Source organism: Streptomyces sp. Ag109_O5-1 (genome assembly GCF_003814875.1).
Taxonomy (GTDB): domain Bacteria; phylum Actinomycetota; class Actinomycetes; order Streptomycetales; family Streptomycetaceae; genus Streptomyces; species Streptomyces sasae.
Genome location: NZ_RKQF01000001.1, coordinates 10,825,623 through 10,838,360, shown reverse-complemented (window position 1 = coordinate 10,838,360; position 12,738 = coordinate 10,825,623). Strand labels below are relative to the sequence as shown.

The 12,738-nt window shown below is 72.2% G+C and carries 9 protein-coding genes and 1 pseudogene; 2 read left to right on the top strand and 8 right to left on the bottom strand.

Annotation, left to right across the window (positions count from 1 at the left end; translation table 11 throughout):
* Positions 1–77 precede the first annotated feature (77 nt).
* Both EDD90_RS49325 and EDD90_RS49320 read left to right on the top strand, forming a co-directional pair.
* Positions 78–1,052 carry an alpha/beta hydrolase gene (locus tag EDD90_RS49325; protein WP_123979563.1) on the top strand — a complete coding sequence of 325 codons (975 nt, stop codon included), beginning with the start codon at positions 78–80 and terminating at the stop codon, positions 1,050–1,052.
* Between the two features lie 285 nt (positions 1,053–1,337).
* A complete protein-coding gene (locus EDD90_RS49320) occupies positions 1,338–2,108 on the top strand; it encodes a polysaccharide deacetylase family protein (protein ID WP_123979561.1) in 771 nt (256 codons plus the stop codon).
* 76 nt (positions 2,109–2,184) lie between these two features.
* Here EDD90_RS49320 and EDD90_RS49315 read toward each other — a convergent pair.
* The 8 genes and pseudogenes from EDD90_RS49315 to EDD90_RS49280 form a co-directional block, all read right to left on the bottom strand.
* Positions 2,185–2,469 (bottom strand): annotated as a pseudogene (locus tag EDD90_RS49315) (Tn3 family transposase); the annotation flags it as partial.
* Between the two features lie 384 nt (positions 2,470–2,853).
* Positions 2,854–3,300 carry a GNAT family N-acetyltransferase gene (locus EDD90_RS49310; RefSeq protein ID WP_123979557.1) on the bottom strand — a complete coding sequence of 149 codons (447 nt, stop codon included), beginning with the start codon at positions 3,298–3,300 and terminating at the stop codon, positions 2,854–2,856.
* A gap of 46 nt (positions 3,301–3,346) precedes the next feature.
* Positions 3,347–4,258 (bottom strand): alpha/beta fold hydrolase, encoded by a 912-nt coding sequence (locus tag EDD90_RS49305; protein ID WP_123979555.1) that lies wholly within the window; start codon positions 4,256–4,258, stop codon positions 3,347–3,349.
* Positions 4,259–4,371: 113 nt separating this feature from the next.
* Entirely contained in the window at positions 4,372–7,155 is a 2,784-nt protein-coding gene (locus EDD90_RS49300; protein WP_123979553.1) for an AAA family ATPase, read from the bottom strand.
* Between the two features lie 86 nt (positions 7,156–7,241).
* Positions 7,242–9,956, bottom strand: a complete 2,715-nt coding sequence (locus EDD90_RS49295) for an AAA family ATPase (protein ID WP_123979551.1) — start codon at positions 9,954–9,956, stop codon at positions 7,242–7,244.
* A 410-nt stretch (positions 9,957–10,366) separates the two neighbouring features.
* A complete protein-coding gene (locus tag EDD90_RS49290; RefSeq protein WP_123979550.1) occupies positions 10,367–10,846 on the bottom strand; it encodes a cupin domain-containing protein in 480 nt (159 codons plus the stop codon).
* A 77-nt stretch (positions 10,847–10,923) separates the two neighbouring features.
* Positions 10,924–11,745 carry an SDR family NAD(P)-dependent oxidoreductase gene (locus EDD90_RS49285; RefSeq protein ID WP_123979548.1) on the bottom strand — a complete coding sequence of 274 codons (822 nt, stop codon included), beginning with the start codon at positions 11,743–11,745 and terminating at the stop codon, positions 10,924–10,926.
* Complete coding sequence (locus EDD90_RS49280) at positions 11,742–12,551, bottom strand: carboxylesterase (protein WP_123979546.1); 810 nt, start codon at positions 12,549–12,551, stop codon at positions 11,742–11,744. Before EDD90_RS49280 ends, EDD90_RS49285 begins: the two co-directional genes overlap by 4 nt.
* Between the last annotated feature and the right edge of the window lie 187 nt (positions 12,552–12,738).

The following is a 12,738-nucleotide window of genomic DNA, read 5'->3' as shown; positions in this document are numbered from 1 at the left end:
TCGGGCAGGATGAGCTGTGGAAGCGAGCGACCGAACGGCCGCACCGGGCCGGCGCCGGTACGTTCTGGAGGTTCATCATGAAAGATCTGCCCCCGCCGCCCACCCCGTACCTGGAGAAGGCAGCCCAGGAACTCGCCGACGGCACCGCGCCCCACCCCCGGATCTACGAGGTACCACCGCCCCAGGGCCGCGACATCCTGGCCGGCCTGCAGACCGGGGAGGGCGTGCCCAGACCCGCGATCGACGAGAGCTGGGCCGACGTCGACGCCGGGGAATGGGGCAACGTCCGCACCCGTATCGTCAAACCCGCGGGTGCCACGGGTCCCCTCCCCGTGATCATCTACATCCACGGGGCCGGCTGGGTCTTCGGCGACGAGCACACCCATGACCGGCTCGTCCGCGAACTCGCCGTCGGCGCGCAGGCGGCGGCCGTCTTCCCGGTCTACGACCTGGCGCCCGAGGCCCAGTACCCGACCCAGATCGAGCAGAACTACGCGGTCGCCCAGTGGGTCGTGGCGCACGGCGCCGAGCATGGTCTCGACCCGTCCCGCGCGGTCGTCTGCGGCGACTCCGTCGGCGGCTGTATGTCGGCCGTGCTGGCCCAGATGGCCAAGGACCGCGGCGGCATCTCCCTCGCCGCGCAGATCCTGCTCTACCCGGTCACCGACGCGAACTTCGACACGCCGTCCTACCTGCAGTTCGCCGAGGGCTACTACCTCACCCGGGACGGCATGGTCTGGTTCTGGGACCAGTACACCGGCGACGACTCCCAGCGCAAGGAACGCTACGCGGCTCCACTGCGCGCCTCCCTCGACGAGCTCAGGGGCCTGCCGCCCGCCCTCGTGATCACCGACGAGGCGGACGTGCTGCGCGACGAGGGCGAGGCCTATGCGGCCCGCCTCCGGGAAGCCGGTGTCCCCGTCACCGCCGTACGCGTGCTGGGCATGGTGCATGACTTCCTGATGCTCGACAGCCTCCGCGACTGCCACGCCACCGATATCGCACGCCGTACCGCGATCGGCGCCATCAAGGCTGCACTGCACGGGAGTTGACACTCGGCTCCACTGACGGTCGGAGGCCTGCGGACCAGGCCTCCGACCGTCACGTGTGACCAGGCGCCGGGCCGTCGACCGGCCGCTGCGCCCCATGTCGTTCCGTATGTTGTTCCATCGCCGCCAACACCGTTCGCCCCGCCGGGCGTTAGGAGATTCGCAGAGCGCCTGTCGCGGTACTCTCGCGGAATTGTCCGTGATCGGTAACGGATGGATCCGGTGGCCGCCGTATTCCGTCCTGACGAATGCACGGGATCGACGGAACAAGCAGGGATCGGGGCGGGCATGGCGCGGCACGGCGGGCGGGGTTGGTACGGCCAGGTAATCGGGGCGGCGATCGGGGTCACGGCGGTGACCGTGGCCGCCTCGCTGTGGTCCGCGCAGGCCGGCCCGGTCAACGGGCAGGCTGGACCGAAGACTTCGGCGCACCGGACGGTCCCCAAGGCGGCCCCCGTGTCGGTGGAGATCGCGCACGCCTCGGACCAGGGCGCCCGCGGGGTGAACATCACCATCGACGACGGTCCGGACCCGGTCTGGACGCCCCAGGTGCTCCAGGTGCTCAAGGAGTACGGCGTGAAGGCCACGTTCTGCATGATCGGCCCCGAGGCGCAGGCGCACCCGGACCTGGTCAAGGCGGTGGTGGCGGCGGGGCACCGGCTCTGCGACCACACGGTGTCGCACGACACCACCATGGACCACAAGTCCGAGGCCTACCAGTCGCAGGAGATCCTCAACGCCGAGAGCATGATCACCAAGGCGTCCGGGGGCGTACGGCCGCTCTACTACCGGGCCCCGGGCGGCGCCTTCACGCCGTACAGCAGGAAGCTCGCCGCGTCGCACGGCATGCGGCCGCTCGGCTGGAACGTCGACTCCAAGGACTTCGAACGCCCCGGTACGGCCACCATCGTCGCCACGGTCAAGGGCGAGATTCCCAACGGCCCGACCGTCCTCTTCCACGACGCGGGCGGCGACCGCTCCGAGACCGTGGCCGCGCTGCGCGAGGTGCTGCCGTGGCTGAAGGAACAGGGGTATTCGTTCGGCTTCCCAGTGCGCTGAACGCGAACCGCGCGTATGGTGCCAGGACTACTGCGTGACGGTGATCGGCCCGTTGTCCGACGATCTGGTCGTACTACTGGGTGATCAGGTCCCAGTCGATCGTCTTGGACGACAGGACGGGTTGGAGGCGGGGCCAGGCCTCGTCCTCGCCGGCTGCCGGCCGGTAAAGGCGGGCGGAGCCGATGTTCTTCAGGCGCGGGAACAGGTTGAAGCCGAGCATGTGCGCGAAGGCGAACCCGACGACGGCTGCGCCGTGGGTGTCGGTGTACTGGCGGTCGACCACCATCTCGGTGCAGTGCCGCAGCACACCCTCGATCATCGCGGCGACCTCGGCCGCGGAGCAGGTCTTGAGCTGGGAGTACGCCGCCGGTCGGGGTGATGTCCTGGGGGTGCACGAAGTCCGTGGCATTGCTGGGGCTGTTGGTCCGGGTGGCCCGCACGTGCACCGCGCCGGTAGACAGGCCGCCCTTCACCTGGACGTCCATGGGCCGCGCCGGTGGTGGCCTCCAACACCGTCGAGTAGTCGGAGCCGTTGGACGAAGACAACGTGAGAGCGCTCTCACGGGATGACGATCGGTCGAACCGTTCGTGGAGGTTTGCGCGACAGTGTGCTGTCCTGTTGATTTGGAGTCAAGGTCTATACCAAAGCAGATCCCTTCGGCGACGCATGAGCGGCGGGGCACCCGAAGAGCGCGCTCCCGATACGCACTTGGGTCCTGGTCTCCGCGCGCTTCTGTTCGTTCCCTCAGGCCGTGGGCCACTTGAGGTAGGCGGCGGTCTCGTGGAATCCCAGGGCGCGGTAGAACACGGCGGCCCGGCGTGTCGGTACGGTCACCTCCACGTCGTTCGCCTCCTTCGCCCGCGCCTGCACCGCCCGGATCAGTGCGGAGCCCGTGCCACGGCCGCGCAACGGGGCGTCCACGGTAAGCTCCAGCAGTTCCAGCACCGTGCCGCCCGCGAAGAGGGTGGGCATACGTACGGCGAGGACGTATCCGGCCACGCGTGCACCCCGCTCGGCGACCAGGAACTCGGCGCCGCCCACGGCGGCGGCCTCGATGATCCGGGGGAACGTGGTGCGGTCGAAGACGGCGCGTTCGGGGCGGTGACTCGTCACGAACCCGGTCAGGAGGCGGTAGATGTCGGCAGAGTCGGCGGATTCGGCAGCGCGGATGATGACACCGGGATCGTTCATCTGACCGAATCTACCCCGACTGCCGTACCCGATAAGGGACTTGACGTCACTCCGTCGTCCCCTGGTCACGGCCGGCGAAGAAGTCGAGGTAGGTACGGGCGAGTTCCTCGGGCGCCTCCAGCGGGATGTTGTGTCCGGCGCTCTCGATGACGGTGCTGCGTACGTCCCTCGCAACCTGCGCCATCTGATGACCCGGCTCGGCGGCCAGGTACGCACGGCCGCCGACCGCCAGCACCGGGCAGGTCAGCGGGTCGGCGAACTGGGGCCGGTTCTGCTCCGCGTCGGTCTCGGTGGCCCGGTAGAGCTCGAAGACGGCGTGGTTCCCACCCGGTTGTTCGAGGCCGCGCGTGTATTCGTCGGCGTCGGCATCGCTGTACGCGCTGGGATCCGCCATGATCCGGCGCATGAAGTACGTCCAGAACGCCCGTTCCCGGCCCGCGATGAGCAGCTCCGGGTAGTGCGGCAAGGCGAACAGCGCGCGGTGCCAGCCGGTTCGGGGGTCCTCGGGTGGCAGCGGAGAAAGGTCCGGTACGTCAAGGCCGGGCAACCTGGTCTCCTGGTAGACGAGTTGCACGACCCTCGTCCGGTGGAATGCCGCGACGGCGTACGCGACGGCGGCGCCCCAGTCCTCGCCCACCACGCGGAACCTCTCGAAGCCCAGCGCTGTCATCACTGCGGCGACATCGCCGGCCAGGGTCCGGGTGTCGTAGCCGGACGGCGGGCGCGCGGACCCTCCGAAGCCCCGGAGGTCGAGCGCGACGACCGTGTGATGGGGCGTGAGCAGCGGAATGACGTGGCGCCAGAAGAACATCGTCTTCGGGACCCCGTGCAGGAGCACCACGGGTTCGCCCGAGCCGGCCAGCGCGTAATGGAGATCGACGCCGTCCACGGTCTGCCGGCCGTGGCGCAGCCGGGCACCCGTGTGGTCGGTCATCGCGTGCGCTCCGCCGCCGGTCATCTCAGTCTCCTCCGTACCTGGTGAAGCCCCAGCCCATCATCCGCGGCCGCGGCTCGCACCGGGGTCGGACCCCGGAGCAGCGGTCGGCCCCCGCAGGATCCGGCGGTTGACGGTCAGTGCTCGGTCGCCGGGCCCGGTTCGCCGATCGCGTGCGGGATCTGCTTCCGGGAGGTGACGCCGAGCTTGCGGAACACCTTGTTCAGATGGAACTCGACGGTCGAGGCGGTGACGAACAACCGGGTCGCGATCTCCCCGTTGGTCAGCCCCGAGGCGGCCATGGAGGCCACCTGCCGTTCCCGTGGTGTGAGATCGAACCGAGTCTCCTCCGTCCGCCTGCGGGCCGTCTCGCCGGTGGCCAGCAGCTCGATCCGGGCCCGCTCGGCGTACGGCACCGCGCCGAAGGCGTCGAAGCTCTCGTAGGCCGCGCGCAACTGCTTCCTGGCGTTGGAGCGCCGCTTGCAACGGCGCAGCCACTCGCCGAACAGCAGCCGGGAGCGGGCCTGTTCCAGGGCCAGCGGGCCCTGCCCCAGCAGCTCGACCGACTCCTGGTAGGACTTCTCGGCATCGTCGCCGTCCGCCGTCAGCGCCCGGCCGAGGGCCAGGGTGCCCAGTGCCCAGGGAGTACCGGCGAGCGGGGCACGTTCCTCCAGCCGGGCCAGGGCTTCGCCCACGCCGGCTCGGTCGCCGGTGCGCACCCCGGCCTCGATGAGCAGCGGCAGAACGAGGTTGCCGCAGGCCGGGGGGTCTTCCTCGAAGACCGCGCGAGCGTGTTTCCCTGCCTGCCGGTAGCGGCCCTGCCCCAGCTCGAACAGGGTCAGCGCGTGCTGCGCCAGGAGCTGGAGCAGGCCATGGCCGATGCCCCTCATCTCCGCGGTGCGCCGTGCGGCCGCCCGCAGCTCGGCCTCCCGGCCGGTGAGGGCGAACAGGTGGAGCCGGTTGATGTCTCCGCCGCCCGGGAAACCGGTGTCCGCCGCGATGTCGTCGAACTCGGCGTAGCGGACCTCGGCCTCTGTGAACCGTCCGGCCCAGAGTTCGTAGCGCGCCTCGACGAGCAGCGTCATGGACAGCGCGTACAGCGCGCCGGCGTCGCGGTCCGCCGTCGCCAGGCGGTCGGTGAGTTCACGCCCCGCCTGGACGTCCCACAGGTCGTCGCAGGCCATGGACAGCATCACCGCGAACGGACTGTTCGCGTCCCCGATCCGGCCGCCGCTCCGCAGCCCGTCCAGGGCCGTGCGCAGTACGGGCGCGCCGTGCTCGTAGCCCTCGGCCACGCGACGGGCCAGACCCTCCATCAGCAGGTCGCGGCCGCCCACGGTGGAGTCCGGGGCGTGCCGCGCGGCGACGGCGGCCGTCGCGACCTCGGTCAGCGACGTGCCCCGCGTGCGGTCGTGGGCGACCATCGCGGCGTGCAGCGCTTCGCAGAGCAGTTCCCAGGTCAGCCGTGGGTCCTGTGGCCCCAGCCTGGTCACGGCGTCCATCAGCATCGCGGGGACGTCGGCGACGACGATCTGGAACATCTGCGCGGTCGCTCGCATCCGCAGCTCGCGCGTGCGCATCACCGGGCCGTGGATGTCGGCGCCGGCCAGGTCCAGTGCGGTCCGTGCCGCCGGCGCGTCGCCCGCCATCAGGTGGGCCCGCGCCGCGTCGAGCAGCCGCTCGGCCCGTTTGTCCGGTTCGCCGGTGAACTCGGCGGCGCGCGAGAGAAACAGGGCCTGCTGCGAGTAGCCGCCGCGGGAGCGGGCTCGCTCGGAGGCGGCCTCCAGGTCGTCGGCGACGCGGCCGTCCAGGCCTTCGGCGGCCTCGGCCCGGTGCCAGGCACGGCGGTCCGTGTCCCGGACGGCGTCGCAGGCGGCGGCCAGGGCCGCGTGCACCCGGCGGCGCTCGCCGGGTGCGGCTCCGGCGTAGACCGTCGAGCGGATCAGGGGATGCCGGAAGGCCGTAGGTATGTCCCGGTCGAGGATTCCCGCGGCGACCGCGGGCTGGACGGCGCGGGCGGACAGGCCCAGCCGCCCGGCGGCCCGCCACATCATCGCCGTGTCGTCCGAGGGGGCCGCCACGAGCAGCAGCAACAGGGTTGCGGTCTCGGGCGGCAGGGCCCTGACCAGGCGCAGGAAGTGGCCCTCGAGCAGCCGGCTCACCGGCAGCGGATCGGGCAAGGGGGCGATACCGGAGAGTTGCTCGGAGGTCAGGGCGTCTGCCAGTTCCAGCAGCGCGAGCGGGTTGCCGCCGCTGCCCGCGACGATCCGTTCGGCCACGTCCTCGTCCACCCGCCGAGGGACGGCGGACAGCAGGACCTTGGCCTCCGGCTCGGGCAGACCGGTCACGGAGTGCACGTTCAGCGCGTCGAACAGACCGCCGGCACCGAGCCCGTCGCGGACAGCGATGATCAGGCCCAGGGAGTCGGCGTGCAGCCGGCGGGCGGTGAACGCGAGCGCCTCGGCGGACTCCCGGTCCAGCCACTGCGCATCGTCCAGCAGGAACAGCAGGGGCTGGTCGGCGGCGGCCTCGGACAGCAGGGTCAGCGTCGCCAGCCCGACCAGATAACGGTCCGCGGGCGGCGCCGACACCAGGCCCAGTGCCGCGTCCAGCGCGGCCCGCTGCGGCCCGGGCAGCCGGCCCGTCCGGTTCAGGAACGGCCGCAGCAGCCGGTGCAGCGCGCCGTAGCCGAGACCTGTCTCGGACTCAACAGCGGTCAGCCGGACCACGCGGAGTTCCGCGGCCCGGTCCGCGGCGTACTCCAGCAGCCTGGTCTTGCCGATCCCGGGTTCGCCGGTCAGGACCAGTGCTCCGCTGAGGCCGTCGAGCACCGCGCCGAGCAGCCGTGCGATGGCGTCGCGTTCGGCGTGGCGGCCGACCAACGGCGGCCCGGACGCGTGCTGGACGCCGTTCCACACCATGGGACCGCTCCCCCGCTTGTCGATGTCCTGACCTGGAAAACGCTAGGAGCGCCGTACGGACGGAAGCGAGCGTCATGTGACGGTGGTCAGCGCAGTGCGCTGACCACCGTCCGCAGTTCGGCGCGCGAGACCACACCCAGCTTGGGGAAGATCCGGTGGAGATGGGAGCTGACGGTGCGGTGCGACAGATAGAGCCGCTGGCCTATCTCGCGGTTGGTGAGCCCGTCGGCGGCGAGCGTGACGATCTGCAGCTCGTGGGCGGTCAGCTGGTCCCTGGCGTCCGGGGCCCTGCGGCGGCTGGTCTCGCCGGCGGCGCGCAGCTCCCGGCGGGCCCGCTCCCCCCAGGGGATCGCGCCGAGCGCGTCGAACATGTCGCGGGCGGCACGGAGGTGGTCGCGGGACTCGACACTGCGCCGCCGGCGCCGGAGCCATTCGCCGTAGGCCAGGCGGGTACGGGCCCTGATCAGCGGCCAGGCGCTGAGATCGGCGCTCAACGCGCCCGCGAAGAGCAGGTCCGCGTCCTCGTCGGCGGCCAGCAGGGCCCGGACCAGCCGCAGATCGGCGTGCAGCACCGGCGCGGAGGTCACCGTGGCGACCTCCTCCAGCTCTGCGACGATCGGGAGTACGGCTGCCGGCCGCCCGCAGTGCGTCGCGGCGTCGACGAGGTCGGCCACGGCCGTCAGCCGCAGGGCGACCTGGAACGCGGGATCCGCCGGATCGTGCAGCCGGCGGAAATGGCCGAAGGCCTCCTCGAACCGCCCCGCGCCTAGCGCGGCCAGTCCACGGGCCATCGACGCGGTGGCCAGCACCGGCCGTGCACCGGCCGGCAGCCCGATCTCCTCCGCCTCCTCGGCCAGTTCCAGGGCGGAGTCCGCGTCACCGCGGAGCGCGGCCAGCTTGGCCGCGGTGGCCGTCATCAGCGCGTACATCATCGTCTGGCTGGTCTCGCGCGCCAGCTTTCGTGACTCCTCGGTCGCGGCGATCGCGGCGCCGAGGTCGCCGACCACGAGAGCGCTCCACGCGTCCGCGCCGACCGTCCGGGCGAGCAGCCCGAGGCGTCCCTGGGCGCGCAGCGGTGCGCCGCCGACCGTGGAGAACTCCCGAGCCAGGTCGAAGCCGCCGGCGAGGAGGGACGCGGTGCTGAGCATGCGGTAGGCGCGGCCACCGTCGCCCTCCTGCAGGGCGGCATGCCGGGCACGGTCCAGGACGAAGGTGCCGCGGTCGATCGGCGCGGCGTAGGCACAGATGGCCAGCCGCCACGGATCGAGTTCGTCCAGTTCCATCCGCTCCACGGCCTGCAGGACCTTGCGGCGCCCCTCGGGGCCGGGGTCGGACCAGAAGCACAACTGCGCGGCGCTCCACAGGATCCGCAGCGCCAGCGCACGGTCCTCCGCGGCCATCTCCTCGGCGAGTGCCGTAAGGGAGTTGGCGCCCGACGAGTGGCTGTGCAGTCCCTCGTCGAAGCTGCCGCGCAGCCAGACGACGGTGGCGTGCTGCCGTCGTGACAACGGCCCGGTGAGTGCCTGGTCCAGCAGCCGGGTCACGGTTTCGGGCCGGCCGAGCTCGACGGCGAAGTCCGCGGCGCGCAGCAGCCGTTCCGCTCTGCGGTGGGCGTCCTCGCTGAGTGCGGCGGCCTGTTCGAGGGCCGTGACGGCCGCCGCGATGCCGCCCCGGTGTGCGGCCCGGTGAGCGGCGTCCTCCAGCGCGGCGGCGACCGGTTCCTCCGGGTCGTCGGCCGCGGCGGCCTGGTGGCGCAGCTGCCGGTCCGGATGTTCGTCGAGCACGGCGGCGAGTGCGGCATGCGCGGCGTGGCGGACGCCGGCGGGCATGGTCTGGTGGATCGCCGAGCGCATCAGCGGATGCCCGAACCGCAGCTCCGTGCCGACGACTTGGACGAGCCGGGCGCGCACGGCCGGGTCGAGTTCCGCGGTTCCGGCCTTCATACCGGTGAGCTGCCGGGTCGCGCGGTAGATCTCGGGGAGCGACGGGCTGTCGTCGAGGGCCGCGATCCGCAGCAGGCTGCGGGTGATGTCGGGCAGGGTCTCCAGGCGGTCGGTGAAGGCCCGTTCGAGCCGCTCGGTGAGGGGCAGCCGGGAGACGTGCGGATCCGCCGACGCGCCGAGGGTGCGGGAGAGCTCGGTCAGGGCCAACGGGTTCCCGGCGGCCTCGGTCAGCAGTCGGCGGTGCGCGGTCGGCCGCAGATCGGGGGCGCGGTCCGCCAGGAGCTCCGTGGCCTGGCCGTCGGTGAGCGGGCCGAGGGTCACCGAGGTGAGTTCGTCGGAGTTCAGACGCGACCGGTAGCCGTCGCGTGCGGCTCCCACTATGACCACCGGCTCGGTGCCGACCCTGCGCGCCACGAAGGCCAGGACGCAGGCGGTGGCGTCGTCGAGCCACTGGGCGTCGTCGGCCAGGACCAGCACCGGTGCGGCCGCGGCCGCGTCGGCCAGGAGGTTGAGAACCGCCAGACCGACCAGGAAGACGTCGGGGACACCGGCCTCGGCGTGACCGAGAGCGGTGTCGAGGGCCTGCCGGTGCGGCGCGGCGAGCTCGGTGGCTCCTGCGGCCAGTGGGCGCAGGACGAGCTGCAGACCGGCATAGGGGATGTCACTCTCGGCCTCGACACCGCTGGTGCGCAGGACCCGGTAACCGAGCCCCTCGGCAAGGGCGGCGGTCTCGGCCAGCAACGCCGTCTTCCCGATGCCGGGCGCCCCGCGGACCAGCACCGCGCTCCCGTGGCTCCGCGGTTCGGCCAGCAGCCGGCGCAACAGATCCAGCTGATCATCCCGGCCGATGAGCTCCACGTTCCCCCCATCAGCCGGGTCCCCGGACTCGGCCTGTCTGGAAGGTCAGGGTACTGCGCCGCGGCCGACGATCTGAACGGGAGAGCAGGGTGCGCCGGGCTCTCAATTCGCCTCGGCCCAGGACCAGCCAGTGTCCGCGCGGTTCTTCCACCCGGCCGCCGGGGAGCAGCCGCCCGGCGGCCCGGCGGCGTCCCCCAACGGCCCGGCCACGTCGGCAGGTTGCGGCAGCAGCCCGTCGGCCGCGCGCCGTCCGTCATCGCCGGGATCGAGCCGCCGGCATGCCCCTTCAGGGCCCGTTGTCACGGCGTTCGACCATGGCCGGTGCGCCTGCTCGCAGGTGCGCGGGGGCCATGTCCGTACGCGCGGTCCCGCCGCTGCCCCGCGCGGGCCCGTCGGTCAGGGGGCAGCGCTCACGACGTCGGCGGCGGGCCGGTGACCCGCAGGTGGAACGCCTCGGCCGAGGCGACCACCGCGCCCAGGTCGAAGGCCGGCGGCAGGTCGCCGGCCTCGGCGACCGGGGTGCCGTTGGCCCTGAAGTACTCCTCTATCCAGGCCGGGCTGAACAGGACGGCCAGGCGCGCGCCCTCGGGCGAACGCACCAGGTAGCTGTGCGGGACACCGCGCGGTCCGTAGGCGACCTGGCCGGGTGTCAGATCGTGGCGTCGGTCGCCGACGAAGAAGGTCACCTCGCCGTCCAGGACGAACCAGACCTCCTCCTCGTCCTCGTGGACGTGGTGCGGCGGTGCGTGCCCGGCCGGGTCCGCGAACTCCATCAGGCTGAGCCTGTTCTCGGTGGCGCTGCCGGGCAGCAGAATCCTGGCCTGGCCCCCGAGGAACCAGAACGGTTCACGCTCCGGCGTCGGCTCGAAGGTGGGAAAGAAGCGGGTCAAGGCGACTCCATCGGTCGGGGCTGAGCAGGGCCGGGCGGCGGGGAGGTCCGGCTGCGGGCCCTGCGGCTGTACGGCGGTCAGAGGGCGTCGGTCATGCCGCCGTCGATCACGAAGTCGGCGCCGGTGATGTTTCCCGAGCGCCGGCTGGCCAGGTGGAGCACGAGGTCGGCGACTTCGGCAGGGGTGCTGAACCGGCCGGTGGCCGCCGCCCCGGCGGCGTTGCGGGCCACCTCGCCCGGGTCGACGCCCAGCGACTGCCCAACGGTGTCGGCGACACCGCCCGCGCCCTTCCACAGCGCCGTCTCGACCGGGCCGGGGCTCACCGTGTTGACGCGGACGCCCTCCGGCCCGACCTCCTTGGACAGGGCCTTGCAGAAGTTCGTCAGCGCCGCTTTGGCGGCGCTGTAGTCGATGACCAGCGGATCGGGCAGACGCCCGTTGACCGAGGAGACGGTGACGATCCGTCCGTCGCCGCTCGCGATCAGGTGGGGCAGCGCTGCACGGGTCGCCCGCACGGCGGCCATGAAGTTGATCGTGAAAGCCCAGTCCCAGTCGGCGTCGGACACGGCCTGGAAGCCGTCCACCCGCGGGCGCACCGCGCCGACGTTGTTCACCAGCACGTCCACGCCGCCGTACCCGGCGACCGCCTCCGCCACCAGCGCGGCCGGGGCGTCGGGCTCGGTCAGGTCCAGCTCCACGACGGTGAGTTCGGCACCGTTCTTGACCAGGGCGTCAAGGCCGTCGCTGCGGCTCCGTGAACCCGCGACGACACGAGCTCCGGCGCCGAGAAGAGCCTCGACGATCGCCAGGCCGATGCCGCGCCCGGCCCCGGTGACCACGGCGGTCTGCCCGGCCAGACCGAGGTCGCAGGCGGCGGGCCCGGAGGTGCTCGTCGTCATCGCGCGGTCCCCAGGTTCTGCCGGCCCAGCCAGGCCAGGACCGTCTCGGCGACTTCGCGCCAGCCGCCGTCGATGGTCAGGGAGTGCCCGCGTTCGGGGAAGCCGATGATGTCGGTGACGGCGTCGGAGTGCCGGTACTGCTTGAGGGTGGCGCGGGTGACGGTCTCGGGAACGGTGTGGTCCTTGCCGCCCGAGATCAGCAGCAGCGGGCCCCGCCCGGAGTTCTCGGTGTCGACCTTCGCCGGGGAGTGCGGGTTGAAGTTGGCCGAGGCCGCCTCGTAGAGCGGCTTGCCGGGGGCGGGGATGGTCCAGCGTTCGTACAGCTCCGCGGACTCCTCCTCGGGGATCGCGTTGCCGAAGGCGAACCGGAACTGCTCGGCGGTCAGGGACACCGAGCGGCGCTTGTTGGCGGGGTTCCTGAACACCGGGAGGGTGGCCCTGAGCGCCGACAACGGCAGCGGCAGTACGCCCTTGATCTGCGCGGCGTCGATCGCGACGGCCGCGGCGGCGCGGTCCTGGCCGAGCAGCTTCTGCGCGATCATGCCGCCGAAGGAGTGGCCGATCAGGACGGGCGGCGACGGCAGTGCGGCGATCAGTGCCGCGTAGTGCTCCACGACGTCGTCGATGCCGTGGTCGGCGATGCTCTCCGGGTTCGCCCGGGCCTCCGCCACGGTGTCGGGGTCCCCCGGCCAACCCGGGGCGGACGGCTCGTAGCCCTCCTGACGGAACAGATCGACCCACGGCTGCCAGGAGGCGCTGTGCAGCCACAGCCCGTGGATGAAGTAGACGGGGATCGGGGTGGTCATGGCTCAGCCCTCCGGCGTGGCGACGTGGCATCCCTGCGATGCCTCACACAACCCGACTCCCGGCGTGCTCGAACCGTGGTGACACCCCAGTCCTTGCACGGCCGCGGGGCGCCACCTCCGATGGCCTCCTCCGCACGCACCGCGCGAGCACTGCTCTCGCTGACCACCCCCGGGGCTTGTCGTGCGC

Coding starts and splice junctions, on each gene's coding strand:
- EDD90_RS49325 (WP_123979563.1), top strand. CDS start 78: ATGAAAGATCTGCCCCCGCCGCCCACCCCGTACCTGGAGAAGGCAGCC.
- EDD90_RS49320 (WP_123979561.1), top strand. CDS start 1,338: ATGGCGCGGCACGGCGGGCGGGGTTGGTACGGCCAGGTAATCGGGGCG.
- EDD90_RS49310 (WP_123979557.1), bottom strand. CDS start 3,300: ATGAACGATCCCGGTGTCATCATCCGCGCTGCCGAATCCGCCGACTCT.
- EDD90_RS49305 (WP_123979555.1), bottom strand. CDS start 4,258: ATGACCGGCGGCGGAGCGCACGCGATGACCGACCACACGGGTGCCCGG.
- EDD90_RS49300 (WP_123979553.1), bottom strand. CDS start 7,155: ATGGTGTGGAACGGCGTCCAGCACGCGTCCGGGCCGCCGTTGGTCGGC.
- EDD90_RS49285 (WP_123979548.1), bottom strand. CDS start 11,745: ATGACGACGAGCACCTCCGGGCCCGCCGCCTGCGACCTCGGTCTGGCC.
- EDD90_RS49280 (WP_123979546.1), bottom strand. CDS start 12,551: ATGACCACCCCGATCCCCGTCTACTTCATCCACGGGCTGTGGCTGCAC.